Genomic DNA, 25,920 nt, shown 5'->3' on the forward strand with positions numbered 1-25,920 from the left:
AATGAGAATGATTATCAAATGCGGGGGCGTGAATGCGGTACGAGGTGCTGGAACCTGAGAGATCAAGGACAAAGGGCGCGCGCGTCGCCCGTTTGGAGCGACGGCGCTGGCGTCCGTCGCTGTATCTGGGCCTGCTGATCGCCGCGCATCCGGCGGCGGCGTTCGCCGAGACGGCGTCTGCGCCGGCGTCCGGCGCGGAAGTCCGGAAGGAGGACACGACCGCCGTGAAGCCCGCCGCGGGCGAGCTGAAGGCGATTTCGGTGACCGCGTCGCGCGGCGCGGCCGACGATCCGTCGGTGGCGACGGTCGGCAAGATGCCGCTGGCGTTGAGGGAGATTCCGCAGTCGGTCAGCGTGACGACGCGCGAGCGGATCGACCAGCAGAACCTGTTCTCGCTCGACGAGGTGATGCAGCAATCGGCCGGCGTGACTGTGCAGCCGTACGTGCTGCTTACCACTGCGTATTTCGTGCGCGGCTTCAAGGTCGACTCGTTCGAATTCGACGGCGTGCCGGTGGTGATCGGCGACATGGCGAGCGCGCCGCAGGACATCTCCGTGTACGAACGCGTGGAAATCCTGCGCGGCGCGAACGGCCTGCTGCACGGCTCGGGGAACCCGGCCGCGACGGTCAACCTCGTGCGCAAGCGGCCGCAGTACCAGTTCTCGGCGAACGCGAGCGTGAGCGTCGGCAGCTGGGACCGCTATCGCGCGGAAGCCGACATCGGCGGCCCGCTCAACGCGGCCGGCACCGTGCGCAGCCGGCTCGTCGCCGCGTACGAGGATCGCCATTTCTTCTACGACCATGCGAAGCAGGACACGCGCTCGATCTACGGGATCACGGAAGTCGACGTGACGCGCGACACGCTGCTCACGTTCGGCGCGCAGTACCAGACGACGCGATCGATACCCGACATGTCCGGCGTGCCGATGGCGCGCGACGGCTCGAGCCTGGGCCTGTCGCGCTCGACGTTCCTCGACACTGCGTGGGGCCACTTCGACTGGGACACGACGCGCGCGTTCGCGTCGGTCGAGCAGAAGCTCGGCGCCGGCTGGAAGGCGAAGGTCAGCGGCGAATACCAGAGCGTGCGCTCGGACCTGAAGTACGCGGGCTCGTTCGGCGCGATCAACCCGGCGACCGGCGCGGGCGGTGCGCTTACGGGCGGTGCGTACCAGTTCAGCAGCTACAGCCGCAGCCTCGATGCGAACGTGCAGGGCCCGGTGCATGCGTTCGGGCTCACGCACGATTTGCTGTTCGGCGTGACCTACGCGAACAGCAGCAGCGGGCAGATGTCGGCGCAGTTGCAGGGCAACGTGGTCGGCACGCCGGTGAACATGTACCGCTGGAACCCGAGCAGCGTGCCCGAGCCGGACGTCGGCCCGTACCAGCAGTCGCAGCAGAACGACATCTCGCAGAAGGGCGTGTACGGGCTCGGCCGCATCAAGCTCGCGGAACCCGTCACGCTCGTGCTCGGCGGGCGGCTGAGCTGGTGGAACCAGGACAGCCTCGGCGCGCACTACAACACCGGCCACCAGTTCACGCCGTACGGCGGGCTGATCTGGGATTTCGCGCGCGACTGGTCGTGGTACGCGAGCTATGCGGAAGTGTTCCAGCCGCAAACCAAGTCGATGTGGGGCGGCGGCATCCTGACGCCGGTGAAGGGGCGCACCTACGAGACGGGCGTGAAGGGCGAACTCGCGGGCGGCAAGCTGAACGTGTCGCTCGCGGCGTTCCGCATCGACCTCGACAACAACCCGCAGGTCGATCTCGCGCACCCGTGCGCGGGGCCGAACTGCTACTACGTGAATGGCGGCAGCGTGCGCAGCCAGGGCTTCGAATTCGAGGCGAACGGCCGCATCACGCCGTGGTGGAGCGTATGGGCGAGCTACACGTACGACACGATGCGCTACGCGGACAACCTCGCGAACGCGGGCTCGTCGTTCGCGCCGCTGCTGAACCCGCGCCACCTGTTCCGGCTGTGGACGAACTACGACCTGCCGTGGCAGGAGCGGCGCTGGAGCATCGGCGGCGGCGTGCAGGTGCAGAGCAGTTACTCGGCGCAGGCCAACGGCGTCACGATGAGCCAGGGCGGCTACGCGCTCGCGAGCATGCGGCTCGGCTACCGCTACGACAAGCACTGGAGCGCGGCGGTCAACGTCAACAACCTGTTCGACCGCAAGTACTACCTGAGCCTGAGCAACCCGGGCTGGAACAACCGTTACGGAGAACCGCGCAACGTGATGCTGACCGTGCGCGGGCAGTTCTGATGGCGGGCGGCTGGGGGACGCGGGCGGTGCTGGCGATCGGCGGCGTGCTGCCGGGCGCGATCGCGCTCGCGGTCACGCTGGCCCGTCATTACCCGGCAGACGCCCTGAACCGGCTCTACGCGGCCGTGCTGCTGTCGCTTGCGGCGGGCGTCGCCGCGCTGCTGTGGGTGCTCGTCGCGCCCGGGCGGCGGCAGGCCGCGTGGCGCGCGGGCGCATGGCTCGCGGTGCTCGTGCCGTGCGCGATGTGCTGGGGAGGGCGCTGACATGGACGCGTCGTTGCGTTCGCGCTGGCGCGCGCTGCATCGCGGCGCCGGTGCGCTGTTCGGCGTGGTGCTGTTCGTCGTGCTGTTCAGCGGCACGTGGAGCCTCGCGACCGATTCGATGCAGGGCTGGTGGCGGCCGACGTCGGTCGCCGTCGCGCGGCCGTCGCTTTCGCTGAATGAACTCGTCGCGCGTGCCGCGGCGCTCGGCGTGCCATTGCGCGAGGCGCGCGTCGTGCTGCCGCGACCGGACGATCCGGCGATCCGTTTCTGCGACGCGCGCCAGGCGTGCACGCTGGCGCTCGACCCGGCGACGGGCGAGCGGCTGGCCGACGGCGGACGCGCGGCGTTGCTCGTCACGCTGCACAAGACGCTGTTCGCGGGCTTTCCCGGGCGCATCTTCGTGAGCCTGTGGGGGATCGTGCTGCTCGTGCTCATCGTCGCGGGCTTGATCGTGCATCACCGGCGCTGGCCCGATGCCGCGCGCATCCGGCGCGGCAAAGGATTGCGCGCCGCGCTGTTCGACCTGCACGCGTGGATCGGCCTGTGGGGCTCGCCGTGGCTCGTGCTGTTCGCGTTCACCGGCGCGATGTCGGGGCTCGGCGCGCTCGGCACGGTGTCGCTCGCGGGCGTCGCGTATCCGGGGCAGCCGCAGCGCGCGTTCGCCGAATTGCTCGGCGGGCCGCCGCCTGCAACAGCCGGCGGCGCGTGGCAACGCGCGCCCGATCTCGATGCGCTGCTGCGGCGCGACGCGGCGCGCATGCCGGATTTTCGGCCCGAAGCGGTCGTGCTGCATGGCTGGGGCGATGCGAACGCGCGCGTCGAGATCGCCGGCACGACTGCCGGCCTGCCGAGTACGGCGGTGTTCGAGCGTCACCTGTATCGCCCGGCGGACGGGCTGTGGCTCGCGGATGCCACGTCGCGCCGCCGAGGCTTCTGGCTGCGCACCTTCATCGCGGTGCAGCCGCTGCACTTCGCGCAATACGGCTGGGTGGGGGCGATGGGCGGCGTGCTGCGCGTCGTGCATTTCCTGATGGGGCTCGCCGCGTGCGCGCTGTGCGCGACGGGGCTGCATCTGTGGATCGAGCGGCGGCGCGCGCAGCAGGATCGCTCCGCGAACGTGCTGGCCGCGGTCGCCGTCGGCACCTGCGGCGGGCTCGTGCTCGCGGGCGGCGTACTGCTGTTTGCCGGGCGTGCATTACCCGCTGGCGTGCACGTCGATCATCTGCTCGCGATGCTGTTCTGGGCCGTGTGGGGCGGCGCGGTCGCGCTGGCGGCGTGCGTGGCCGATCGTGCGGCCTGGCTGCGCAGGCTGATGCGCGGGGCCGGCGCCGCGTACGGGCTGGCCGGCGTGACGCACTGCGCGATTGCGCTCCTTGGCGCGAGCGAACCCGTGTACTGGCCGATCGACGCGGCACTCGTCGCATTCGGCGCGTTGCTGCTGCGTGCCGCACGTCGTCCGCGCCGGGATGCGATGCGGCCCGCGCGCATGCCGGCCGGCGCCGAACCTTTTTAATGTCATGCAACTGGAGACTTCGATGCGCGATTTGCTCGAACATCGGCGCCTGGTCATCACGATCACGCTGCTTTACCTGTCGCAGGGAATCCCGATCGGCATTGCGATGGACGCGATGCCGACCCTGCTGCGCCACGACGGCGCGCCGCTTCACGCACTGGCGTTCCTGCCGCTCGTCGGTTTGCCGTGGGTCGTGAAATTCCTGTGGGCGCCCGTCGTCGACAACCGCTGGTCGCCGCGCATCGGCCGGCGGCGCAGCTGGATGCTGCCGATGCAGACGCTCGTCGTGCTGTGCCTCGGCAGCCTCGCGCAGATCGGCATGACGGTCGCGACGGCCGGGTGGGCGGTCGGCCTGCTGGCCGTCGCGTCGCTCGCGAGCGCGACGCAGGACATCGCGAACGACGGAATGGCGGCCGAGCACTTCAGCGGCGACACGCTCGCGAAGATCAACGCGATCCAGATCGCGGGCGTGATGATCGGCTTCTTCGGCGGCGGCGCCGGCACGTTGACGCTGATCGGCCTGTTCGGGCAGCGTGCCGCGTTTCTCGCGCTGGCCGCCGTGCCGCTCGCGAGCCTCGCGTGCGTGCTGTGGGTGCTGCCGCGCGATGCGGACCGTGCGCGTGTGCAAGCCGAACCCAACGCGAGCCTCGTGCGCTTCGCGAAGCGGCCGCGTTCGTGGTCGCTGCTGTCGTTGGCACTTCTGTCGGCGATGACGGCCGTGTCGGGCTTCGGCCTGTCGAAACTGTTTCTCAACGATGCGGGCTGGTCGCTCGACGCGATCGGGAAGCTCGGGATGGCCGGCGGCATCGTGACGGTCGTGCTCGGGTGCGGCGGCGGCGCGTGGCTTGTCCGGCGGCTCGGGTTGTGGCCTGCGTTTACGGCCGGCGTGAGCTGTGCGGGCGCGGCCGCGCTGCTGTGGTTCGCGCAGGCGAGCGGATGGCTGCCGGTGGCGTCGTCGTGGGCGTGGCTGTGCACGGTGCTCGGTTCGCTGGCGACCGGGATCACGTCGGTGTCGATCATGACGGCCGGCATGCGCTTCGCGGGCGGCAGCGACCAGGCCGGCACCGACGTGACGGCCGTGCAGAGCACGCGCGATCTCGGCGAGTTGATCGCGTCATCGACGATTTTGTCGCTGACCGCGAAGGTGGGTTATACGGGCGGGTTTCTCGCCGGTGTGGCGCTGGCGGTGCTGGCCGCGTTGATCGCGATGCGGTTGCGGCGGCGGGAGGCGGCGTATGCGGTGAAGGGGGAAGATGCGCTGGCGTCGTGAGTGACGCGGCGTACACATACGCTTCCGGCTGTCCGGACGGCAGTCGGGAGCGCGCGCGAATTCGCAGCAGCATGGTGCCCGGTTGCAGCCTGATGTGGGAATCGGAAACAGCGGTGCGCGATTGCGCGGGATGATCGTCGATCGTTGCCGGAATGCGTTTGTCGCATGTCGCGCAACGATGAGAGAAGAAATCCTGGTGCCGACGGCGAGACTCGAACTCGCACAGCTTTCGCCACTACCCCCTCAAGATAGCGTGTCTACCAATTTCACCACGTCGGCACTGCAAGGGGCGCAATTCTAGCGCGACGTTGCGCGTTTGTGAAGGGGGTGTGACATGATTGGTGAATGCGCGCAGGCGATCCCGGTAGAATTCGGGCGATCGACCCGACGATCGTCGCAACCGCCACCCGTTTTCCCCGCGTGACACACACCCTCGAACAACTGCAGGCCGGCCAGCTCGCCGGCGCACGGCAACTCAAGCTCGCATGCGGGTTGACGGAATTCCCGCGCGAGATCTTCGATCTCGCCGACACGCTCGAAGTGCTCGACCTGACCGGCAATGCGCTCGCCGCGCTGCCGGACGACCTGCCGCGGCTGCACCGCCTGCGCATCCTGTTCGCGTCCGGCAACCGCTTCACCGCGTTCCCCGACGTGCTTGGCGCGTGCGGGCAGCTCGACATGATCGGCTTCAAGGCGAACCGGATTCAGACGGTGCCGAGCGGGTCGCTGCCGCGCGCGCTGCGCTGGCTGATCCTCACCGACAACGCAATCGACGAACTGCCGGCCGATATCGGCGATTGCTCGCGGCTGCAGAAGCTGATGCTCGCGGGCAACCGGCTGCGCACGCTGCCGGCGGAAATGGCCGCATGCCGCGCGCTCGAACTGGTTCGCCTGTCCGTGAACCGGCTGGACGCACTGCCCGACTGGCTGCTGCGCCTGCCGCGCCTCGCATGGCTCGCCACCGCAGGCAACCCGTTCGGCGCCGCGCCGGAAGCGGCGGCGTCGACCTGGCCCGAGGTCGCGAACGTCGACTGGGCATCGCTGGCCTGCGAGCAGAAGCTGGGCGAGGGTGCATCGGGCGTCATTTACCGCGCGCAATGGCGCGTGGGCGGGCATCCGCCACGGGCGGTTGCGGTCAAGCTGTTCAAGGGCGCGGTGACGAGCGACGGCCTGCCCGATTGCGAAATGGCCGCGTGCCTGCACGCCGGCCGCCATCCGGGCATGATCCCGGTGATCGGCAAGGTGAGCGGGCATCCCGACGGCACGCACGGCCTCGTGATGGAGCTGGTCGATCCTGCGCTCACGAACCTCGCCGGGCCGCCGAGCTTCGCGACCTGCACGCGCGACGTGTATGCGGCCGATGCGAAATTCATGCCGGGGGAGGCGGTGCGGATCGCGCATGGCATCGCATCGGTGGCGGGCCATCTGCACGAGCGCGGCATCATGCATGGCGACCTGTACGCGCACAACATCCTGCACGATGGCGAAGGCGGCGCGCTGCTCGGCGATTTCGGCGCGGCGTCGCTCTATGACGTGAACGATTGCACACGCGCTATGGCGTTCGAACGGATCGAGGTAAGGGCGTTCGGCCATCTGCTCGGCGAGTTGCTCGAACGATGCGAGCCGCGCACGTGGGCCGGCCGAAACGCGCTCGATGCGCTCGCGGCGGCGTGCGTGAATGAAGACGTCGATGCGCGGCCATCGTTTGGCGAGATCGCGGCCGAGCTGGCCGCACACGCGCGCTGACGGGCGTGCGTCGCCTTAAGCCTGCCGCGCAGTCAGCAGCCTGATCCCGAGCCCGACGAACAGCAGCCCGCTGGCGCGCTTGAGCGCACGCACCGCGCGGCTCATGCCGAAGCCGCGATGGAACCGGCGCACGCCGGCCGAATAGACGCTGTGAACGATCACCACCGTGCATGCGATCGTCGCGTACATCACGACGAACTGCAGCGCGAGCGGGCGGTCGTGCACGATGAACTGCGGCATGAACGCCGACAGGAAGATCATCGTCTTCGGATTGCTGCCCGATACGAACAGCGCTTCGCGGAACAGTTTCCCGCGGTCGGGTGCGGCGATTTCCGCTTCCCCGGTCGAAGCGGCGGCCTTGCGGTCGCCACGCAGTTGCCGGACCCCGACGAACATCAGGTACGCGGCGCCGACCACCTTCATCGCGACGAACAGCGGCGGCATCGCGGCCAGCACCGCGCCGACGCCGAGCGCGACGAGTACCACGACCACCCCTTGCGCGACGAGGTTGCCCGCGATCGTCGCGGCCGTGCCGTGCGTGCCGTAGCGCACCGTGTTGCGGATGACGAGCAGCACGTTGGGCCCCGGCGACAGCGTCGTGGCGAGATAGGCTGCGGCAAACAGCATCCAGGTCTGAATGGACATGCGGCGCTCCGAGAGGCGGTTCCGGCGGTCGGGATGAAGCGATGATGCCACGCCAATAATGGGCGCAGGCTCGTGCCGGAACCGCGCCGTCGCGGCGCGTCAGCTTGCGTCGCGCATGCAGTACGCCGGGATCGACGGCGGTGTGTCGATCGCGGCGGGCCGTGTCATCCACGCGATCCACCCGGCCCATAGCCCGCAGGCGATCATCACGGCGACGTTCAGCGGCGTCCGGTAGCGGACGATCAGGTCGGCCAGCGGCAGGCGATGTTTCATGTGCATCTCCTTCGATCGGGGGCGGTGGACGTTACTGGCCGGCGTAGGTCGGCGCCTTGGCGTCGCAGGTCACAGACACGGTCGAACCGTCCGCGAAATGCAGCCGGAACGGCACCTTCGCGCCGGGCGCGACGGCCTGGCGCGGTTGCTCCAGCATCACGTGATAGCTCTTCGGCTTGAAGCTCACCGTGCCGTGCGCGGGCACTTCGACGGCGTCGACATGGACCATCTTCGCGGTGCTGCCGCTCGTCTGCGTTTCATGCAGCATCGCCATCCCGTACGCGGGCGAGTCGAGGCCCGTCAGCGTGACGGGTGCATCGCCGTCGTTCTTCAGCGTGAAGTAGCCGGACGACGGCACGGTTGCCGGCATCGCGCGGATCCAGCAGTTTTCAGCCTGCACGGCCGGCGCGGCGAACGTGGCGGGGGCTTGCAGTGCCAACAATGCGAACAGCAGGCCGGACGGAATCGAGCGCTTCATGGTTGGTTTTCCTTATGGGTAGATGCGGCGGGAAAGGGGGCGACGCGGCCGGCGCGGAACGCCGATGCGCGTCGCGAACATCATTTCAGCGTGAACGCGTAGTGGCCTTGTGTGCGATGACCGTCGCTGGCCACCGCGATCCACGCGACCGTGTACGTACCGGCCGTCAGGTTGGTCAGCGCGACCTGCATGCGTTTCCGGTTGCTTGCGTCGACGGTCGATTTCCCGTCGACGACCGACTGCCCGTGGCTGTCGGTGACGGCGATCGAGCTGAAAGCGGGCTCGAGCGCTTCGCTGAAGCCGATCGTGACCGCGTGCGGCGCGACCGAAAGTGTGGCGTTGGCGGCGGGTTCCTGCGTTTTCGGGAGCGCGTGGGCGTGGGCAGCCTGGAGGACGACGAAGCCGAGCGCGGCGAGCGCGCCGCGAACGAAAGAGGAGGTTTTCATGGTCGAGTGTGCGAGTGGCGAATCGGATGGAACAACACGGATTCGACGGACAGATGCACGCGTACCCTCGTAGCAGCACCGAGGGCAGCTGGCGTCAGCGCGACCGTGCGCGGCCGGACGTTCGCCCTCGAGCGAATGTCGGCGCGGCAGTACGAACCGGAAGCAGCCAACCGCACGCACGGCGCGACGCCGAGCGCAATACGGTGACACATGATCGTCCTTCGAAACGTGACAGGCCGCACACGCCGGCGGCGTGTGCGGGCCACGCGATGCCTTAGGGCATCACGGGCATTGACGACGAATCAGGACGCGATCGGCGGGGCGCGCGGTTGCGCGGCCGTGAGCGGCAGCGCGCGGCGCAGGCTGTCGAAGCGGGTCGCTTCGCGATGCTGAATGACGTGCACGTTGGCCGCGAACGTCAGTTCGGGCGCGGGCAGTGCGGGGGTGTGAGCAAGCAGGCTGCAATAGCCGCATGCCTGGAGGTGGGCCGTCAGGCTCTTCTGCGCCGCATCGGCGGCGCGCTCGCCGGTGGCGGGTGCGGCCGTACAGTAGCCGGCCAGCAGCGTATCGACGCGCTGCTGCGTCGTCAGCGCCTGCGAGATCGTCGGCGCGAGCGCCGTCATCAGGATGGCGAGCATCCCGATCAGACTGCCGATCTTCCGGAGGCGACGACTCAGCATGCGATGCGCGGTGACGTACAGGCGACGATGGAGCGGATTATGCCACGCACGTCGATGCGCATGTCGGCACAGACCTGCGGCGTGGCGGCGCGCTACGCGTGTTTCGCCAGGTATTTCGTGATCAGCGTCATCTGTGCGGCCCAGCCATGGTCGTTCATCTCGCGGGCCTTCGCGCGGCGCGCTTCGATCAACTGGTCGAAGCCCGTTTCGGTGACCGTGAGCAACGTGCCGCCGGCCTGTGCGGCGAGCGTGAACGTGACGAGCGTCATCGGCTCGGTCGAGTAATCGAAGGTCGGGTCGATCGCGAACGGATGCCAGCGAAACGAGAACAGTTGTTTCGGCTCGACGCGGTCGACGACGATTTCGAACACAGTGCCCGCGTAGGGCTCTTGTGCCTTGGCGACGTCGTCGTCGACGCGGGTCGGCGTGATGCGGCCGAACAGCGGCTGGCCGGCCGCGAACGGGCCGTCGAACGTGACGCCGAACCACTGGCCGAATTCGCCGGAATTGCTGACGGCTTCCCACACGCGCTCGGGCGATGCGTCGAGCTGGGCCTGTTTTTCGATGCGATCGGTTTGCTGGGTCATGACGTTCTCCACTCAGGATCAACCGTTGCAGGACGGCACGCGCGAGCGCGCCTCGGCTAGTCGAGCATGACCGCGTCGGGCACGTCGAGCACGAGGTCCGACGTCGCGACGGCCACGCACGGCAGCGTATAGCCGTCGGCCTTTTCCTCGCGGCTCAGCCCCGGCCATTCGATCGTGTAGCGTACGCTGCCGCTGACGATCCGGCAAAGGCAGCTTCGGCACGTGCCGTTGCGGCACGAACGCGGCAGCGATACGTGCGCGAACGCGGCGGCTTCGAGCAGCGTCAGTGAATCGGGCGCATCGAAGGTCGCGCCGAGCGGCTCGATGCGAACGAGGGGCAGGTGTTCCGGGTCGGTCATGGCGGAGGCAGGGGCGGGCGGCGGTTCGGCGGCAACGCGCCAAGCATACCCGAACGTGCCGGCCGCCGGCGTCAATGCCGGCGCAGGTGCCGGTACACGGTATTGCGGGCGAGACCGAGCTCGCGCGCGGCCGCCGATACGTTGCCGCCATGTCGCGCGAGCACGGCGTCGATCACCGCGGCCTGGTGGCTTTGCAGCGTCGTGCCTTCGCGCGTGGCGGCCGATGCGGCCGGCGCTGCGGTGGCGGGCGCTGCCGGTGCGTCGTCGCAATCGAGCCAGAAATCGTCGGGCAAATGGGCGAGCGTGATTTCCGCTTCGTCTTCGGCGAGCATGCCGGCCGTACGCAGCACGTTGGTCATCTGGCGCAGGTTGCCGGGCCAGCGGTGGCGCGTGAACGCGTCGAGCACGTCGGCCGCGATGCGGCGCGGCATCGGTTCGCTGCGCGCGAGCCGCGCGAGAATCCGCTCGACGAGCGCGGGCAGGTCGGTGCGTGCGGCGAGCGCCGGCAGCGTGACCGCGAGCCCGTTGATCCGGTAGAACAGGTCTTCGCGGAACGTGCCTTCCGCGATCATCGCGCGCAGGTCGCGGTGCGTCGCGCAGACCACGCGCACGTCGACCGGCACCGCGCGTGCACCGCCGAGCGGCATCACCGCGCGTTCCTGCAGCACGCGCATCAGCCGGACTTGCTGCGCGAGCGGCATGTCGCCGATTTCGTCGAGAAACAACGTGCCGCCGTCGGCCTGCACGATCTTGCCGGGGCTGCCGCGCTTGCGTGCGCCGGTGAATGCGCCGTCCTCGTAACCGAACAGTTCGGCCTCGATCAGCGAATCGGGCAGCGCCGCGCAGTTGACCGCGACGAACGGGCCGTCCGCGCGCGGCGATGCGTGGTGCAGCGCACGGGCGAGCCATTCCTTGCCGGTGCCGGTCTGGCCGAGGATCAGCAGCGGCAGGTCGCGCCCGCGGATCTTCGCGACGCGTTCGAGCACGGCGGCCATGCGTGCGTCGCCGGTGTCGAGCGTCGCGAACGTGATCGTGTCGGGGTCGGGTGTGCGCAACCGTACGGCGGGCGCGGGCGGCGTGACGGCGACGGTGGTCTTGTGCGCTTCCGCGAATTCGCAGCGCGCCAGCACGCGGACGCCGGTCGACAGCGTGAGGCGGAACATCGCGCCCGGCGCGCGCGCTGCCTGCTGCGCGAGCTGGCCGAAGCGCATGCCGAACAGTGCGTCGCTGGCCTGATGTTGCAGTGCGTCGAACGATGCGCCGAGCTGGAATTGTGCGCTGCGGTTCGCGGCGATCAGCCCGCCGTCGGGGCCGAAGGCGACGAGCCCGGCGAACAGCGAATCGACGCATTCCTCGTGTGCATGAAAGCGCAGCCGCAACGCTTCCGCGCACTGGTTCGCGAACAGGTGGTTCTCGATCAGTTGCGCGGACATCCGCACGAGCGCGAGCGTATGCGGGCTCGAGCCGCGCGGGTCGCCGCTGACGTCGAGCGTGCCGAGCGTGCGGCCGAACGGGTCGAAGATCGGCGCGCACGAGCAGGTGAGGATGTGGTTGGCGCGCAGGAAGTGTTCGGACCCATGCACGGCGACGGCCTGGCCCGATGCGAGCGCGGTGCCGATCGCGTTGGTGCCGCGTGCGCCTTCCGCCCACGACACGCCCGTGCACAGTGCGACGCGGTTGGCTTTCTCGATGAAGTCCGCGTCGCCGATGCTGTGCAGGATCACGCCGTCGGCGTCGGTCAGCAGCACGAGGCTTTGCGTGTCGGCGATCTGCGCGTGGAGGTTCTCCATCACCGGGCGCGCGTGCGAGAACAGTGCGTGATTCGTGTCGAGCAGTTCACGCAGCGCGAGGCGCGACAGCGGCGAGAAATCCGGGCGTTCGTGCGCGCGCAGGCCGACCGCGGTCGAACGCGCATGCGCCTGCGCGAGCAGGTCGGTGCGACCCACGGTGGCGGGCAGCACGAAGGGTTGCGGCATGACTTGTCTCCTGTCGACAGCAGTTAGCGCTTTAGCGCTTACTGCTGTCCCATGCTTCGCGGTCGACCTGAGTTAGCGCTTTAGCGCTTGCTCTGGTCCCATGCTCCGCGGTCGAGCCCGGTGAGCATTTCAACACTCACTCCGGCCCATGCTCCTCGAAATCGGCCGATCCGGCGCACGCGTGCGCACCGAAATCCTCTACAGATTTACGCCTTCCCGTGCGGCGCACCATCAGCGTGCGAACGGCAACCATCCGGGTACGCATCATCATACAAGCGCCGCGTACGAAGCGCGACTGCGTACAAAATCCCCTTGCTTTTAAGCGGCCGCCTGCAATGATGGAAATGGAACACGCACGCGCCGTGTTCCGCATTGCAACATGCATGCGACGCGACATGCATCCGTTCGGGAGACGCATCATGGTTCGGACGGAACTGAGAGTCGTGCTGGCGGCCATCGCCACATTCATCATGCTGGGCGGCATCGCCGTGGCGATCCACGGGCTGCTGTTCGATCTGGCCGATGCGGTGCGATACGGGGCGGCCGCGATTGCGGTGGGTGCCACGACGGCTGCCATCGCGCTCAACGTCTGGCCGAACGACCCTCACTGACGCCGGTTTCCGAAACGGTGCCGGATGCCGCGCTGATCTGATGAAATGCGCGTCGGAACGACGCACGCCGGAAAATTTGTCTCCTGCGCGAAACCGTCTAAAGTGGAAATCAACCGGCATGCAGTGTCCGCGCCTATCCCCGCGGGCAGTGCCTCCGCCGGCGAGCCCGCGTACACTCGTCCGGCCGGTAGCGGACGACGGACGCGGTCATTCGTTTTCTACCGGTCGAGGCGGCTCCCATGCAGATCCATTTCACGAACGAGAAGCCCGAGTATTCGGGGCGCGACCTGATGCTGGCGTTCACGGCGTTGGTCAATGGCGAGCGGGTCCAATGTCAGATCACCGCCGAGGCGCTGGAAGATCACTTCGGCGCGGCGTCGCCGCGCTTCGAGGACATGGTCGGCGCATTCGACCAGCACCGCGACCGTATCGAGGCGGCTGCACGGCGCCTGCTGTCGGAGACGCGCGCGCAGTGCGTGACGCTGCGCAGCGGCTACGTCCGCTTCTACGAGGCCAACTGGCGCGGATGACACGACGTTCGTCTTGCGGCGCGCGTCGCTGAACGCTGCGCACGCGAAGACGTTGCCTTTCACGCAATGCCGTTCGGTGGGGCCGGGCGGCATTTTCGTATGCGGGCTGTACCGGGTTGCCGCTGCACCGGGGCGGCTGCTAGTGTGCGGACACGAACCGGCATCTCGATTCGTCAGGATCGCTGAGAAAATCATTCGAATTCCAACACAATAAAAGAGGGCACCGCACGTGGAGCATCGTTCGGGATGGGGGAAGGCGTGCCGTCTGGTGGCCGGCGCATGGTTGCTCGCAGCCGGCATGTCGATGGCCGCCGGGGCCGTTCGATCAGATGACGACGCGATCGGTCGGAGCGCACCCGGTGAGGTCGACATCGTCTCGGGTGACGTCACGACGGGCGGCATCGTCGTGGCGCCGGGTCGCGTCGCGACGCCGTGTCATCGGCTCGCGGGCCGGCCGGCATTCGACATCGCATCGGCCGATGGCCGTCGTCTTCCCGCTCGACTCGTCGCGGGCAACCAGGATCGGGACATCTGCATCGTCGAAGCGACGGGGCTCGACGTCGCCGCCGTGCCGTTGACGGCGCGAAGCCCGGAAGCGGCCACGACCGCCTATCTGGCGGGCGCGCGATTCGGCCGCCGCGATCCCGTTGCGCTGCGCGTGTGCTGCCATGCATGGGCCGCGGACGGCGGCATGCATTCCGGCGTGCTCGCGTCGCCGAATCCGGCGCCGCCCCGCCTGCCCGAACCGGGGGCCGGCGTCTACGACGAGCAGGGCAACCTGATCGGCATGGTGGGCGCCCACGCGGACAATGCCGCGTCGCTCTACATGGTGCTGCCGGTCGAATGGATGGCGACCGTGACGGCGAAGATGCCGGCCGTCGACCTGCCGCTCGAAGCGACCGCATGGATGAGCCAGGCGCGCGCGTACGCGGTGGCGAACGACGTCGATGGGCTGATTCGCCATGACCGTGCATGGACGGCCGCGCGACCGCAAAGCGCATGGGCGTGGTACAACCTCGGCAATGCCTATCGCATGAGCCGGCTGCCCGATCGCGGTACGCTCAGCCTGGCCGCCTATCGCCGTTCGGTCGAAATCGATCCGTCGTACGCATTCGGCTGGGAGGCGCTCGGCAACACCTATGCCGAGCAGGGGCAGATGGACCTCGCACTCGACGCGTTTCAGGCCGGCATGCGCGCCGATCCGTCGAACGCGATGCTGCCGATGAATCTCGGCATCGCGTATTTGCGGCGCGGCGACAAGGCCGATGCGCGACCGTTGTTCGAACGGGGCGTACATGAGCTGTCCGGTTCGCGCCAGGCCGATGCGTGGAGTCTGCTGGCCTCGACGCAGCCGGATGCGCAGGCAACCATCGGCGTGTTGCGCGACGGGTTGAAGGCCTTTCCCGACGATGCGCGGCTTTTGTACGCACTCGGCCGTGCGCAATACGATCTCGGCCATCTGGCGGACGCGATCGCCAGTTACCAGCACGCGCTGAAGGCGCAGAAGGGCGGCGATCCGGCCGCGACCGCGCTCATCCAGGGCGCGCTGACTCAGGCGTATGCGCTGCAAGGCCAGTCCGGCAACGCTTCCAGTGCGATGCACAGTGCGGTTGAAGCGGCGCCGAACAGTGCCGAATACTGGTTGCGGCTCGGCGCGCTGTACATGACGCAATCGAACTACGTCGATGCGTTGAGCGCGCTCGACCGATCCATCAAGCTGAACGACGGCGACGCGCGGGCATGGCGGATGCACGGCGTGACGCTGGCGCAGCTGGGCCAGCATGCTCAGGCCGTCGCATCGTTCCGGCGTGCGGTTGCGCTGGACGACTCGCTGGCAGCGGGGTGGGTGGTGCTCGCAGGCGAACTGAACCAGATCGGCCAGCCCGACGAAGCGTCGACCGCGGCTGCGCATGCCTTGAAGCTTGATCCGTCGAACCGGTTGGCGCGGGAGGCGATGGGCATCGCGGCGATTCGCGGCAAGCGGCCCGACGCGGCAGTTGGGATCTTCGAGGAAATGAACCGCGCGTATCCCGATGACGTGCAAGTGATGGCCAACCTGGCGGTCGCTTATCGCCGCACCGGGCGGCTCGATGACGCGGTGCAGTTGTATCGCCGCGTCAAGACGCTCGATCCGACGCTGGCGCAGCGGCTGTACGACGAGGAACTCAAGGGCATCGCGACACCGTAATCCGCTTGGGCGGAACCGCACGGCAGGCACAACGAGAAACGCCACCCGAAGGTGGCGTTTTTTCATCGTGCATCATGCCGCGCGCCGAAGCGCCGCCGTCATTCGCTGCCGAGATAGAAGAAGCGGAACAGGAACACGGCTGCGATGAGCCACACGATCGGCTTGACCGAGCGGGCCTGGCCCGTCAGCAGCTTGAGGCCGCCGTACGCGATGAAGCCGAATGCCACGCCGTTCGCGATCGAGTACGTGAACGGCATCAGCAGTGCGGTCAGCGCGGCCGGCACGGCTTCCGTCGCATCGTCCCACGGCACCTCGACCATCTCGCGCAGCATCAGGCACGACACGTACAGCAGCGCCGGTGCCGTCGCGTACGCCGGCACGACGCCGGCGAGCGGTGCGATGAACAGGCACGCGAGGAACAGCACCGCGACGGTGATGGCCGTCACGCCCGTGCGGCCGCCAGCCTGCACGCCCGACGCGCTTTCGATATATGCGGTGGTCGACGACGTGCCGAGCACCGAGCCCGCGACGATCGCCGTGCTGTCGGCGAGCAGCGCCTTGTTCAGGCGGTTCATCTTGCCTTCGACGAGCAGGCCCGCGCGGTTTGCGACGCCCATCAGCGTGCCCGTCGCGTCGAACAGCTCGACGAGGAAGAACACGAGGATCACGTTGATGATGCCGGTCGACAGCGCGGCGCCGATGTCGAGCTTGAACAGCGTCGCGTCGATCGACGGCGGCGCGGAGAATACGCCGTGGAACTGGTTGTCGCCGAAGAAGAACGACAGGACCGTGACGCCGATGATGCCGATCAGGATCGCACCGCGCACGCGCAGGTGGTCGAGCGTGACGATCGTGAAGAAGCCGACGATCGCGAGGATCGTGTCGTGCTTGTGCAGGTCGCCCAGCGTGACGAGCGTGGCCGGGTTGCCGACGATCACGCCCGACGTCTTCAGCGAGATGATGCCGAGGAACAGGCCGATACCCGCGGTGATCGAGATCCGCAGCGATTTCGGAATGCCGTTGACGATCGCCTCTCGTACGCGGAACAGCGTGACGAGCAGGAACAGGCAGCCGGAGATGAACACCGCGCCGAGCGCGGCCTGCCACGTGAAGCCCATCCCCTTGACGACCGTGTACGCGAAATACGCGTTCAGGCCCATGCCGGGCGCGCATGCGATCGGGTAGTTCGCGTACAGCCCCATGATGAGCGACGCCAGCGCCGCGACGAGGCAGGTCGCGACGAACACCGATTCCTTCGGCATGCCGGCGTCGCCGAGGATCGCGGGGTTGACGAAGATGATGTAGGCCATCGTCAGGAACGTGGTGACGCCCGCGAGTATTTCGGTGCGGAAGTCGGTGCCGGCTTCAGCGAAGCCGAAATACCGCTTGATGGATTCCATGAAGGCGTTTCTCCGGTCGGTTGTCGTGTTGCTTGTTGTGCCGAATTGTTGTAAAGGCAGCGCGGCCGGCCTACTGTAACCAGCCACTATTGCCCGGCTATCGGCGGATTGTAATAGCGCGGATAGCTCGGACGATATAGTTGGAGGGCACGATCGAAAGATCGATCGGCTGCCTGCGCGCGAGCGGTCTGGCAGCCCGGCCGCGCGACGAAGGCGCGCATTTTACCGGTTCGGACGGAACGGGCCGGCAGAAATGGCTGAAACGGGAGCGGGATGTGCGAACGACGCCGGCCGATGCGTGCGCAACGGCGTGCAAGGCGGCACGCGCGGTCGATCACGCGGCGTGGGTGCGCGATGATGACATCCGGCTGAAACGGCGCGCCCGCATGCTGCACGAACGCGGGGCAGGCGGCGCGTGCGGGCGAACGCACATGCGCGGCCGGTACGGATGCCCGGCAGCGGCGTGCAGCGGCCATTCGTCAGTCCAGGCGGGTGCAGATATCGGGCTATCGTGCGCCGAAGCCGTCCCGCCCGCAACTGTCATTTCGTGATGCGGGGGCGACTGTGGTTTCTGTGTAAAAGATTGCAAGACCCCATCGCGTAAACCGGCAAGTCTTTCTAGGATAGATACACCGCGCATGCACACGCCGGCCGGTAATTGCCGACGCGGGGGAGTCGCAGTCCGTGCAGGCCAGGCGGTGAAGTGCGGTCAAGGCCGTTGCGTGTTCGGGCAGGCACGGCCGCTTGCGATTGCCCGATGCGGGTTCGTCCGTAATCACGGAGGTCAGCATGTTGAACTGGATCAGCCGTTGGGCGATGCGACACGCCCCCACGCCGGAAAAAACCGCTGCGTCGATGCTCGTGACGGCGCGCATGGAACTGTTCGCTGCCGAACAGCGCGTCATCGACGCGAAATTACAAGCGGATTACTGGCGCACACGTGTGTCATTCCTGGAAGAGGTGCAGAAGCAGGGCATCGATCCGTGGGTGACCTCGCAGGCAGCGCAACGTCCCGACCTCGAGTCCACTCCCCGGAGCACGGGCCCGCGTCTCGCCGCCAGCACCTGATGCACCTGGTGCATCCCGTCGCTGCGCACGGCGCGCGATCGGTCGCGGCACGCACCGGCGTGCCGCGTCATTGAAAGCGCACCCGCGATGCGATAGCGCGTCGCGGGTGCGTTCATTTCTTCGAGCAGGTTCAGTCGTTCAGCAACGTTTCGATGGCGGGTGCGGACACCGCACCGGACGTCATGCGGCCGTTCGCGTTGAACAGCGTCGGCGTGCCGCGCAGGCCCAACGCAAGGCCGAGCGCGCGGATCTGCGCGAGCGGTGCGGCACACGTGCCGGCGGCAGGTTGCACGTTGTCGATCATCCACGCTTTCCACGTCGCATTCCGGTCATCCGCGCACCAGATGCCGCGCGCATGCGCGGCGGCCTGCGGATGGAGTCCCTCGAGCGGATAGAGGAAGGTGTGAATGGTCACGTTGTCGATCCGTTCAAGCGTGCGCTCCAGTCGTTTGCAATAGGAACAATCCGGATCGGAGAAGACGTAGAGCGTCCGCGTGCCGTTACCGCGGACCGTCTGGATCGCGTGGGCGCGTGCCATCGACGCCAGCACCGCGCCGGTGTCGCGCGCCGCAATGCGGGTGCCCGGGGCCAGCGTGATCGCGCCGGAAGACGCCGCGGGCGCGCCTTGACTTACCGGAGCGGGCGCCGCGTTCAGGATCGAGGGGAGGCTCGCGAGCAGGCTCGAAAGCACGGTCAACCGGAGCAGCGTTCGTTTTGTCATATTGATTCGGTATGCGAATAATTTGGAAGATCCGCACGCCGCGTACGTACGTGACAAACGAGTGCGAGTCGGGTTCAGTGCATGCCGTGAACGAGTCGGCGATGCCCGGCCGAGCGGGCATCACGCCGGCTTGCCCGGGCACGCGCACGGCGCTCAGTGGCCGGCTGCTTCCGCGCTTGCCTGGTCGCTTGCCTGGTCGCTGGTCTGTTGCTGGGCAGCGGGCGCGTCATGGTCAGGATCGTCGCAGGCGACGGCGTTGCCGCTGACGGCGAATGCTGCGGCGAGAGCAAGGATCACTCGGGATGCGTTCATCAGATAATCTCCGGTTTCGATGGGTGGGAACGCCTTCTTGGGTGACACAAGGCGTTCGGGATACGTAGTGTGTCCGCGCCGCATCGATGCGACCAACTTCCTGAAGAGAATCTCAATACGCGGGTGCTTTCGGTCCCTTGTTTCCGCTGGCGCGAGCGTCGCGTGCGGCTGAGGGGCAACGTGCTTGCGCGGCCCGTCGTGTTCTCCGTTCGATTCACTGGACCGGACGGACGGCGCGCAACCTCGAAAAAAAGGCCTCGGCCGTTGCCGGCGAGGCCTTGTATGAGGGGCGGCGGTACCCATCGGCGCGCTAACGCGCCGGCGCTATCGACGACGCACCGTTTCGTGCCTGTGCCGGCGATGGATCGCGATGGCAATGAGCGCGAACGCAGGCACGCGAGCGCGTGCGTCGTCGCGCGGCGGCGGCGTCAACGGCAGTGTTCGACGGGGGCGCGGGTCACGCGTCGCGTTGCGCGAGCCCGTTCACGAGCAACTCGGACAACAGGCCCGTCATCCCTTCCGGGTGCGTGGCCGCGCGGGCCTTGAGCTGTTCGACGAGTTCGGCGTTGAGCTTGCAGGCGAACGGCACGAGGCCCTGTTCCTGGTCGAGCTTGCGCTGCGCGCGGCGGTCGAGCTTGGCCGCTTCTTCGGCGCCCTTGCCGAAACGCGCGGAGCTGGATTGCTTCAGCGCGTGCGTCAGCTTGAGCGCCTTGTTCTTTTCGAGATCGGTTTTCTTCATGGCCATCGCGGCACCTCCGGGAAATGAAGCCGCGATTGTACGCATTTCGGCGGGCGCCGCCCGACGAGCCGGCAGGAAGCCCGGTCACGCGCCCTTCGTCGTGCCCCAGTTGCCGCCGTGCGCGGCCGCCTGCGCGGCCGGCGAGCGGGCGAGGTAGGCGAGCGCCTGTTCGGTCGAGCCTTCGTGGTGCGGCGTATAGCCCGGCTTGAAATAGCGCAGCGCCGCGCCGATCACCTTCCAGAACGACGGCAGGTGCCCGCGCCGCGAGCCTTGCCACCACGCGAGCACGAAACCCGGGTAGCGGCCGGCGGCCGGGTCGCGCCGGTACATGAACTTCGCGCCCGTGGTGATGTAGTAGAGCAGCAGCAGGATCACGAACGCCATGTGCACGCAGCGCTCCGGATAGGTGCCGCCCAGGTGCCGGTAGATGTCGAACGCGACCGTGCGGTGCTCGACCTCCTCCGCGCCGTGCCAGCGCAGCAGGTCGACCATCGTCGGGTCGGCCTTGCCTTCGTCGAGCCCGTGTGCATTGAGCACCCAGTTGCCGAGATAGCCGAAGAAATGCTCGAGCGACGCGATCACCGCGAGTTGCTGGCGCAGCCAGAAACGCGTGTGGCCGATCTTCAGCCCGAGCGGCTGTTCGCCGAGCACGCGCGTGAAGAGGCGATTGAGCTTCTGCGTGAACGGCTTCGTGTCGATCCCGTGCCGGTCGTAGTAGTGCTTGAGCACGCCGCCGTGCGAACGCGAATGCACGGCCTCCTGCCGCAGGAAACCTTCGGCCTCGTCGCGCAGGCGCGCATCGGTGATCAGCGGCAACGCCTTGTTGTACACGCGGCAGAACCACAGCTCGCCTTCCGGGAACAGCAGGTTCAGCGTGTTGATGATGTGCGTGCTGCCCGGGTCGTTCGGCACCCAGGTAATCGGCGTGTCGCTGAAGTCGAACTTCACGTGCCGGGCCTTGATCTTGTGATAGTCGGCGGTATCGGTCATCTATGTCTCCCTGTGCGGCGCGATGCGCCGTCAATGCGATGCCATGCTGACGCGGGCGATCATCCGCCCGAGCCACGGCATGAAGCGGCCGACGAAGCGCATCGCGTGCGCCTCGCCGCCGACCGCGACGACGGGGCGGTTGCGCAGCACGCCGTCGACCATCGCCTGTGCGACGGTTTCGGGTTTCAGGCCGCGCATCTGGTAGAGCTTCGTCGCGCGCTTGCGCAGCCGCGCTTCGTCCTGCGCATTGGCGCCCGCGTATTGCGTCGACGCCATGATTCCCGTTTCCGCGAAACCGGGGCACACGGCCGTCACGCCGATGCCTTGTTCCGCGAGTTCCGCGCGCATGCATTCGCTGAGCATCAGCACGGCGGCCTTCGTCGTCGCATAAGCGGGCAGGTCGCGCGACGGCCCGAACGCGGCGGCCGACGCGGTATTGACGATGTGCCCGCCGGTGCCGCGCGCGGCCATCTGCTGCGCGAACAGCCGCGAGCCGTGGATCACGCCCCACAGGTTCACGTGCAGGATGCGCTCCCAGTGCCGCGTGCTCGTGTCGAGGATGCCGCCGGCCATGCCGATGCCCACGTTGTTGATCACGACGTCCGCGCCGCCGAGTTCGCTGCCGACCCACGTCGCCAGCGCTTCCATTTCATCGGCGGACCCGACGTCGACCCGCTTCGCGTGCGCTTGCGCACCGGTGAGCCCGATCAGCAGCGCGGTGCGTTCGGCGCTCGCGAGATCGATGTCGCACGCGACGATCGTCGCGCCTTCGCGGGCGAATGCGAGCGCCGCGCAGCGGCCGATGCCGCTGCCCGCGCCGGTCACCACCGCGACCTTGCCGCTGAAGCGGCCGCTCGTGGCGCGGCGGCGCGCGTTCGCGAGCGCGGGCGGTTCTTTGCCCGATTCGACCGCGTCGATCAGTTGCCCGGCGAGCGCCGCGAAGCGCGTCGGATCGGCGAGCGGCAGCCAGTGGCCGGCCGCGACTTCACGACGGTAGTACTGCGGCACCCAGCGCGACAGGTTCTCGGACAGCGCCGGGCTCACGTATTTGTCGCCGAGCGGCACGATCGTCTGCACCGGCGCATGCGCGTAGCGTTCGCGCGGCGCGAACAGGCAGCGGATGAAGTTCGCGCGATAGAGGCGCACGCCGCGCGCGCCGTCGTTGGCTTGCGTCGGGCGCGGCGTGGCGGGTGTTTTCTCGAGCCGGCGCAGCAGGCGCGGCCACGCGCGGCCGAGCCACAGCCGCCAGCCGAGCTCGGGGATGAACGGCAGGTGAAACAGGTACACGTACCACGACCGCACGAGCTGCCCGCCGAGCTTGCCGAGCGACGTGGGTGTCGGGCGCAGCACGCGTTCGCGCAGCCAGAAGCCGACATGGTCGAGGCACGGCCCCGAGCACGACGTGTACGACGCGATGCGGCCGGCGAGGCGCGGATCGGTGACGAATTCCCAACCCTGGATCGAGCCCCAGTCGTGCGCGACCAGATGCACGGCGCGGCCGGGGCAGAGCGCGTCGATGACGGCGACGAAGTCGTCGGTCAGCTTCGCGAGGTGGTAGTCGGCCGTGCGCTTCGGCACGCCGGACAGGCCCGCGCCGCGCACGTCGTACGCGATCACGTAGTGCTTGCGCGCGAGCAGCGGCGCGACGTGCTGCCAGACGCTGCTGTCGTCGGGGTAGCCGTGCACGAGCACGACCGGCGAGCGGGCCGGGTCGCCCCAGGTCTTGACCGCGAGCGTCAGGTCGCCGGAGGCGACCGCCGTTTCGCTGTGAACCGATTCGAACAGGGCCAGCGGCGCTTCGTCGGAAAGAGGCTGCATCGTGAGTCCGTCGTTCAGGGAGTCGTGAGGAAGGGCGCGTTCGGGTCAGGCAGCGGCCGGCACGGTCGCGACGGCCTGCATCCGCTCGGCCTGGCGGCGCTGCCAGCGGCGCACGTGCGGCAGGTCTTCATCGAGCCAGTACGCGTCGTCTTCGGTGATGACGAGCAGCTCTTCGAATTTCGCGCCGACGCCGGCGAAGCCGAGATGCGGCTCGACGGCCCACAGGCCCGGCACCGGCGCATGCTCGGAGCGGCGGTCGATCGACCACAGCGGCGACCAGCCCTGCTGTTTCGCCGCGCGGCCCTGGTCGAGCAGCAGGTTGCGCGTCGCGTTCAGCCCGAAGCGTGCGACGAAGCGCGGCTTCGACAGCTTGTGGATCTTCGCGACGCGATGCGCGAGCACCTTGAACGGATAGGCCTTGTGGCGCGGCTCGACACCCTGGCGGCGGCACAGCGCGTCGACTTCCTGTGCGACCTCGGCCATCGAGCGGCGCGCCTTCACGAGCCGCACGATCATGTCGCGGTGGTCGATCAGGTCGTCCTGCAGCTGTTCGAGGATCGGGTTGCGGCCGAGACAGTGCGCGTAGCCGACGTCGGCCACGATGCCGTCGAGCACCGGCGCGACGTCGAGGATCACCGGCATGTCGGTCTCGAGCTGCCGGTTGCTCGGGAAGAACGCGAGATTGAAGCCGCCCATGTGCTTGAGGCCCGAGAAGCCCTCGAACGCGGTGCGGTCGCCGAACCACGCGAACGGCTTGTGCAGCCAGTCGTGCACGCCGTTGTCCTGCAGCCATTCGGTCAGCAGGCGCGCCGCTTCCTTTTCGGTGATGCCGGGGTAGAGCATCGCGCCGACGGTTTCGACGCAGCGGTATGCCAGCTGCTGAACTGCACGGAATTGCGGCAGCTCGTCGAGGTGGACTTCCGGCAGCGGGTGGTGGTCGGCCATGATGTGTCTCCGGTGGGGGCGCTGATCCGGAATGCGCCCGCCGGCGTCACCGTCGCGGGTTATTCAGTCAGCATTTAATGTGTCATTGATCGATGTAATGATCATAGACGGTTCCGGGGCGCGCGCCAGCCCCCGAGGGTGAGGATTTGTCCTAATGAAGGGCCGAAGTGGAGTGGAAACTCTAGATTTCCGGAAGTTGGGCCGGACGGCCCCCTGCGCAGCCGTCCGGGTCGGGACACTGACCGGGATCGTCACGCGCCGTCCTCCGGCGCCGGCCCGGATGGCCGCGTGCGCGGCCGCCTTGCGACGGCGCGACATGTCGCGCCGGATCAACTCCCCGTCGTGTCGCGACGTGACGCTGTCAAATTGCCGAAATAATTTCGTCACATCATTCGCCCCCGGTTCGGAGCCGTCCCGGCTTCGCCGCGCCGATCAGCGGCCGGTGCGCGGTGAGCCGCGCGGGATAGCGACTGAAACCGATTCGACATTTCCAGGGAGAGAGACCATGCAACGCCGCCAGTTCATGAATACCCTTGCCGCGGCGACCGCCGCGACATCGCTGATGCTCAAGGCCGGCACGGCCGGCGCGAAGAGCGCAGCCGTGCCGGATGCGCTGGACCCGGGCCGCTGGTCGCCGTTCAACGCCGCGCGCCTGCAGGCGGTGCTCGACCAGCATGGCGTCGCGAGCGCGCACTACGACGACAAGCGCCGCCCGTACGCGGTGTTCGACTGGGACAACACGTGCATCATGAACGACTGCGAAGAGGCGCTGCTGATGTACCAGATCAACCATCTGCAGTACAAGCTGACGCCGGCCGAATTCGTCGACGTGATGTGGAAGGACGTGCCGAAGGGCGCCTTCATGAAGGACTACGCGACGGTGGACGGCAAGCCGGTGACGATGGAAGACCTCGCGGCCGACGTCGAATCCGACTATCGCTGGCTCTACGCGAACTACCAGGGATTCGGCGGCGACAAGAGCCTCGACGAGATTCGCGAGACCGATCAGTTCAAGGATTTCCGCGCGAAGCTGTACTTCATGTACGACGCGATCTGCGACACGCATCCGCTCGAGATCGGCTACAAGTGGATCATCTATTTCTACAAGAACATGACGACCGCCGAGCTGCAGGCGATGGCGGAAGCGTCGAACAACTACGGCATCGGCGATGCGTTGCGCAAGGTCCGTTACGAAAGCCCGAAGACGCTGCCGGGCAAGGCCGGCGTGGTGGCCGACACGCATTTCCACGGCATTCGCATTCACGAGGAAATCCGCGCGGTGATGCATACGCTGCGCGCCAACGGCATCGACGTGTACGTCAGCACGGCATCGCTCGACGATGTCGTGCGTGTGTTCGCCGGCAATCCGAACTATGGCTACGGCGTGCCGCCCGGGAACGTGATCGGCTTGCGTCTCGACATGCGGGACGGCAAGTACACGAGCACGTATCCGGCCGGCTGGCATTTCAACTGGGGGCCCGGCAAGACGGTGGGCATCCGCAACGTCCTTGCGTCGAAGAAGGGTTATGGCCCGCTGCTGGTGTTCGGCGACAGCGACGGCGACGCGTGGATGCTGCGCGACTTCAAGGACACCGCGGCCGGCGTGATCGTCAACCGGATGAAGAAGGGCGAGATCGGCGCGGACAGCAAACTCGCGGCCGAACAGATCGGCAAGTCGGACGCGCGCTTCCTGCTGCAGGGCCGCGACGAGCACACGGGCCTGATGATCCCGGACGAGAAGTCGATCAAGTACGGCAAGACCGAGCGCAAGCTGCTGGCTTGACGCGCGCCGGGCGCTGGACGCTGGGCTGTTGCGGCCCAGCGTCCAGCGGAATCGACTGCCGCGCCGCGCGGGCCGAAAACGAGCGTCTCAGCGCTCGCGTGGCGGGCCCAACCGCTCCAGCAACGCCCCCAGCAGATCGACCGGGAGCGGAAACAGCAGTTCGCCTTCCGTACGAGAGGCGGGGATCGGCGCGGCGCGCGTGCACGGTCGACCGCGAGTGGGCGCGTCGTGGAATCCGGAAATGGGTCGGAACAGGAAGCAGGCCTGGAAATAAAAAAGGACGCTCGCGCGTCCTTTTGCCGTCTGAAGTGTTGC

Annotated in this window: 26 protein-coding genes and 1 tRNA gene; 11 read left to right on the top strand and 16 right to left on the bottom strand. The window is 67.8% G+C overall.

The genetic code is table 11. The annotated features are described in order from the left end of the window. The first annotated feature begins 32 nt into the window (after positions 1-32). The 4 genes from CFB47_RS21495 to CFB47_RS21510 are packed head-to-tail and all read left to right on the top strand — an operon-like array spanning position 33 to position 5,310. The gene (locus CFB47_RS21495; RefSeq protein ID WP_089462203.1) at positions 33-2,264 is read left to right on the top strand and encodes a TonB-dependent siderophore receptor; all 2,232 of its coding nucleotides are present in this window, start codon (positions 33-35) and stop codon (positions 2,262-2,264) included. Continuing rightward, positions 2,264-2,527, top strand: coding sequence for a hypothetical protein (locus CFB47_RS21500; protein ID WP_089462204.1), 264 nt, complete (start codon positions 2,264-2,266; stop codon positions 2,525-2,527). The genes CFB47_RS21495 and CFB47_RS21500 overlap by 1 nt, the downstream gene beginning before the upstream one ends. Before the next feature lies 1 nt (position 2,528). Next, positions 2,529-4,040 carry a PepSY domain-containing protein gene (locus CFB47_RS21505; RefSeq protein WP_089462205.1) on the top strand — a complete coding sequence of 504 codons (1,512 nt, stop codon included), beginning with the start codon at positions 2,529-2,531 and terminating at the stop codon, positions 4,038-4,040. A gap of 22 nt (positions 4,041-4,062) precedes the next feature. After that, positions 4,063-5,310, top strand: a complete 1,248-nt coding sequence (locus tag CFB47_RS21510; protein WP_089463504.1) for a RhtX/FptX family siderophore transporter — start codon at positions 4,063-4,065, stop codon at positions 5,308-5,310. Between the two features lie 194 nt (positions 5,311-5,504). Here the strand turns inward: CFB47_RS21510 and CFB47_RS21515 are convergent. Further along, a tRNA-Leu gene (locus CFB47_RS21515) sits at positions 5,505-5,589 on the bottom strand. Positions 5,590-5,730: 141 nt separating this feature from the next. Between CFB47_RS21515 and CFB47_RS21520 the strand changes: the two genes are divergently transcribed. Next, positions 5,731-7,056 (top strand): leucine-rich repeat-containing protein kinase family protein, encoded by a 1,326-nt coding sequence (locus CFB47_RS21520; protein WP_089462206.1) that lies wholly within the window; start codon positions 5,731-5,733, stop codon positions 7,054-7,056. Between the two features lie 15 nt (positions 7,057-7,071). On the opposite strand, the gene CFB47_RS21525 is transcribed toward CFB47_RS21520, so the two are convergent. From CFB47_RS21525 to CFB47_RS21555, 8 genes are all read right to left on the bottom strand, one after another. Next, positions 7,072-7,701, bottom strand: a complete 630-nt coding sequence (locus tag CFB47_RS21525) for a LysE family translocator (RefSeq protein WP_089462207.1) — start codon at positions 7,699-7,701, stop codon at positions 7,072-7,074. Between the two features lie 99 nt (positions 7,702-7,800). After that, positions 7,801-7,974, bottom strand: coding sequence for a hypothetical protein (locus CFB47_RS41240; protein WP_171026713.1), 174 nt, complete (start codon positions 7,972-7,974; stop codon positions 7,801-7,803). A 31-nt stretch (positions 7,975-8,005) separates the two neighbouring features. Then, positions 8,006-8,452, bottom strand: a complete 447-nt coding sequence (locus tag CFB47_RS21530) for a copper chaperone PCu(A)C (RefSeq protein WP_089462208.1) — start codon at positions 8,450-8,452, stop codon at positions 8,006-8,008. 80 nt (positions 8,453-8,532) lie between these two features. Next, on the bottom strand, positions 8,533-8,898 hold the full coding sequence (gene copC / locus CFB47_RS21535) for a copper homeostasis periplasmic binding protein CopC (protein WP_089462209.1): 366 nt from the start codon (positions 8,896-8,898) through the stop codon (positions 8,533-8,535). A 302-nt stretch (positions 8,899-9,200) separates the two neighbouring features. Further along, on the bottom strand, positions 9,201-9,578 hold the full coding sequence (locus tag CFB47_RS21540) for a DUF2946 domain-containing protein (RefSeq protein WP_089462210.1): 378 nt from the start codon (positions 9,576-9,578) through the stop codon (positions 9,201-9,203). Between the two features lie 92 nt (positions 9,579-9,670). Further along, entirely contained in the window at positions 9,671-10,165 is a 495-nt protein-coding gene (locus CFB47_RS21545; RefSeq protein WP_089462211.1) for an SRPBCC family protein, read from the bottom strand. 56 nt (positions 10,166-10,221) lie between these two features. Further along, complete coding sequence (locus CFB47_RS21550; RefSeq protein WP_089426933.1) at positions 10,222-10,524, bottom strand: 2Fe-2S iron-sulfur cluster-binding protein; 303 nt, start codon at positions 10,522-10,524, stop codon at positions 10,222-10,224. A 71-nt stretch (positions 10,525-10,595) separates the two neighbouring features. After that, a complete protein-coding gene (locus CFB47_RS21555) occupies positions 10,596-12,500 on the bottom strand; it encodes a sigma-54-dependent Fis family transcriptional regulator (RefSeq protein ID WP_089462212.1) in 1,905 nt (634 codons plus the stop codon). Positions 12,501-12,835: 335 nt separating this feature from the next. Here CFB47_RS21555 and CFB47_RS21560 point away from each other — a divergent pair, with 335 nt between their 5' ends. The 3 genes from CFB47_RS21560 to CFB47_RS21570 all read left to right on the top strand — a co-directional run bounded on the left by CFB47_RS21560 (position 12,836) and on the right by CFB47_RS21570 (position 15,829). Continuing rightward, complete coding sequence (locus CFB47_RS21560) at positions 12,836-13,111, top strand: DUF2964 domain-containing protein (protein ID WP_256946735.1); 276 nt, start codon at positions 12,836-12,838, stop codon at positions 13,109-13,111. Positions 13,112-13,350: 239 nt separating this feature from the next. Continuing rightward, on the top strand, positions 13,351-13,641 hold the full coding sequence (locus CFB47_RS21565; RefSeq protein WP_039366385.1) for a DUF1488 domain-containing protein: 291 nt from the start codon (positions 13,351-13,353) through the stop codon (positions 13,639-13,641). Positions 13,642-13,870: 229 nt separating this feature from the next. Continuing rightward, on the top strand, positions 13,871-15,829 hold the full coding sequence (locus CFB47_RS21570; protein ID WP_089462213.1) for a serine protease: 1,959 nt from the start codon (positions 13,871-13,873) through the stop codon (positions 15,827-15,829). Positions 15,830-15,927: 98 nt separating this feature from the next. Here the strand turns inward: CFB47_RS21570 and CFB47_RS21575 are convergent, their stop codons facing one another. After that, complete coding sequence (locus tag CFB47_RS21575) at positions 15,928-17,229, bottom strand: NCS2 family permease (RefSeq protein ID WP_089462214.1); 1,302 nt, start codon at positions 17,227-17,229, stop codon at positions 15,928-15,930. Positions 17,230-17,369: 140 nt separating this feature from the next. Here CFB47_RS21575 and CFB47_RS41780 point away from each other — a divergent pair, with 140 nt between their 5' ends. After that, entirely contained in the window at positions 17,370-17,780 is a 411-nt protein-coding gene (locus CFB47_RS41780; protein ID WP_256946736.1) for a hypothetical protein, read from the top strand. Between the two features lie 238 nt (positions 17,781-18,018). Then, positions 18,019-18,297, top strand: a complete 279-nt coding sequence (locus CFB47_RS21590; RefSeq protein WP_011354312.1) for a hypothetical protein — start codon at positions 18,019-18,021, stop codon at positions 18,295-18,297. 130 nt (positions 18,298-18,427) lie between these two features. Here the strand turns inward: CFB47_RS21590 and CFB47_RS21595 are convergent, their stop codons facing one another. From CFB47_RS21595 to CFB47_RS21615, 6 genes are all read right to left on the bottom strand, one after another. Further along, positions 18,428-19,018 (bottom strand): DsbC family protein, encoded by a 591-nt coding sequence (locus tag CFB47_RS21595; RefSeq protein WP_089462215.1) that lies wholly within the window; start codon positions 19,016-19,018, stop codon positions 18,428-18,430. A gap of 153 nt (positions 19,019-19,171) precedes the next feature. Beyond that, positions 19,172-19,330: a hypothetical protein gene (locus CFB47_RS41245; protein ID WP_179250180.1), complete on the bottom strand. Its 159-nt coding sequence runs from the start codon at positions 19,328-19,330 to the stop codon at positions 19,172-19,174. Positions 19,331-19,787: 457 nt separating this feature from the next. Continuing rightward, positions 19,788-20,075 (bottom strand): hypothetical protein, encoded by a 288-nt coding sequence (locus CFB47_RS21600; RefSeq protein ID WP_089458688.1) that lies wholly within the window; start codon positions 20,073-20,075, stop codon positions 19,788-19,790. A gap of 78 nt (positions 20,076-20,153) precedes the next feature. After that, complete coding sequence (locus CFB47_RS21605) at positions 20,154-21,059, bottom strand: metal-dependent hydrolase (RefSeq protein WP_046548452.1); 906 nt, start codon at positions 21,057-21,059, stop codon at positions 20,154-20,156. Positions 21,060-21,089: 30 nt separating this feature from the next. Continuing rightward, on the bottom strand, positions 21,090-22,877 hold the full coding sequence (locus CFB47_RS21610; protein ID WP_089462216.1) for an SDR family oxidoreductase: 1,788 nt from the start codon (positions 22,875-22,877) through the stop codon (positions 21,090-21,092). A 45-nt stretch (positions 22,878-22,922) separates the two neighbouring features. Beyond that, positions 22,923-23,822, bottom strand: coding sequence for a M24 family metallopeptidase (locus CFB47_RS21615; protein ID WP_089458686.1), 900 nt, complete (start codon positions 23,820-23,822; stop codon positions 22,923-22,925). Between the two features lie 505 nt (positions 23,823-24,327). Here CFB47_RS21615 and CFB47_RS21620 point away from each other — a divergent pair. Beyond that, complete coding sequence (locus CFB47_RS21620; RefSeq protein WP_089441870.1) at positions 24,328-25,605, top strand: haloacid dehalogenase-like hydrolase; 1,278 nt, start codon at positions 24,328-24,330, stop codon at positions 25,603-25,605. The last annotated feature ends 315 nt before the right edge of the window (positions 25,606-25,920 follow it).

This window comes from Burkholderia sp. AU27893 (assembly GCF_002223205.1).
GTDB lineage: Bacteria > Pseudomonadota > Gammaproteobacteria > Burkholderiales > Burkholderiaceae > Burkholderia.

Coding starts and splice junctions, on each gene's coding strand:
- CFB47_RS21500 (WP_089462204.1), top strand. CDS start 2,264: ATGGCGGGCGGCTGGGGGACGCGGGCGGTGCTGGCGATCGGCGGCGTG.
- CFB47_RS41245 (WP_179250180.1), bottom strand. CDS start 19,330: ATGAACGCATCCCGAGTGATCCTTGCTCTCGCCGCAGCATTCGCCGTC.
- CFB47_RS41240 (WP_171026713.1), bottom strand. CDS start 7,974: ATGAAACATCGCCTGCCGCTGGCCGACCTGATCGTCCGCTACCGGACG.
- CFB47_RS21505 (WP_089462205.1), top strand. CDS start 2,529: ATGGACGCGTCGTTGCGTTCGCGCTGGCGCGCGCTGCATCGCGGCGCC.
- CFB47_RS21525 (WP_089462207.1), bottom strand. CDS start 7,701: ATGTCCATTCAGACCTGGATGCTGTTTGCCGCAGCCTATCTCGCCACG.
- CFB47_RS21530 (WP_089462208.1), bottom strand. CDS start 8,452: ATGAAGCGCTCGATTCCGTCCGGCCTGCTGTTCGCATTGTTGGCACTG.
- CFB47_RS21615 (WP_089458686.1), bottom strand. CDS start 23,822: ATGGCCGACCACCACCCGCTGCCGGAAGTCCACCTCGACGAGCTGCCG.
- CFB47_RS21555 (WP_089462212.1), bottom strand. CDS start 12,500: ATGCCGCAACCCTTCGTGCTGCCCGCCACCGTGGGTCGCACCGACCTG.
- CFB47_RS21510 (WP_089463504.1), top strand. CDS start 4,063: ATGCGCGATTTGCTCGAACATCGGCGCCTGGTCATCACGATCACGCTG.
- CFB47_RS21610 (WP_089462216.1), bottom strand. CDS start 22,877: ATGCAGCCTCTTTCCGACGAAGCGCCGCTGGCCCTGTTCGAATCGGTT.
- CFB47_RS21605 (WP_046548452.1), bottom strand. CDS start 21,059: ATGACCGATACCGCCGACTATCACAAGATCAAGGCCCGGCACGTGAAG.
- copC (WP_089462209.1), bottom strand. CDS start 8,898: ATGAAAACCTCCTCTTTCGTTCGCGGCGCGCTCGCCGCGCTCGGCTTC.
- CFB47_RS21565 (WP_039366385.1), top strand. CDS start 13,351: ATGCAGATCCATTTCACGAACGAGAAGCCCGAGTATTCGGGGCGCGAC.
- CFB47_RS21540 (WP_089462210.1), bottom strand. CDS start 9,578: ATGCTGAGTCGTCGCCTCCGGAAGATCGGCAGTCTGATCGGGATGCTC.
- CFB47_RS21575 (WP_089462214.1), bottom strand. CDS start 17,229: ATGGAATCCATCAAGCGGTATTTCGGCTTCGCTGAAGCCGGCACCGAC.
- CFB47_RS21545 (WP_089462211.1), bottom strand. CDS start 10,165: ATGACCCAGCAAACCGATCGCATCGAAAAACAGGCCCAGCTCGACGCA.
- CFB47_RS21560 (WP_256946735.1), top strand. CDS start 12,836: ATGATGGAAATGGAACACGCACGCGCCGTGTTCCGCATTGCAACATGC.
- CFB47_RS21595 (WP_089462215.1), bottom strand. CDS start 19,018: ATGACAAAACGAACGCTGCTCCGGTTGACCGTGCTTTCGAGCCTGCTC.
- CFB47_RS21495 (WP_089462203.1), top strand. CDS start 33: ATGCGGTACGAGGTGCTGGAACCTGAGAGATCAAGGACAAAGGGCGCG.
- CFB47_RS21550 (WP_089426933.1), bottom strand. CDS start 10,524: ATGACCGACCCGGAACACCTGCCCCTCGTTCGCATCGAGCCGCTCGGC.
- CFB47_RS21600 (WP_089458688.1), bottom strand. CDS start 20,075: ATGGCCATGAAGAAAACCGATCTCGAAAAGAACAAGGCGCTCAAGCTG.
- CFB47_RS21620 (WP_089441870.1), top strand. CDS start 24,328: ATGCAACGCCGCCAGTTCATGAATACCCTTGCCGCGGCGACCGCCGCG.
- CFB47_RS21590 (WP_011354312.1), top strand. CDS start 18,019: ATGTTGAACTGGATCAGCCGTTGGGCGATGCGACACGCCCCCACGCCG.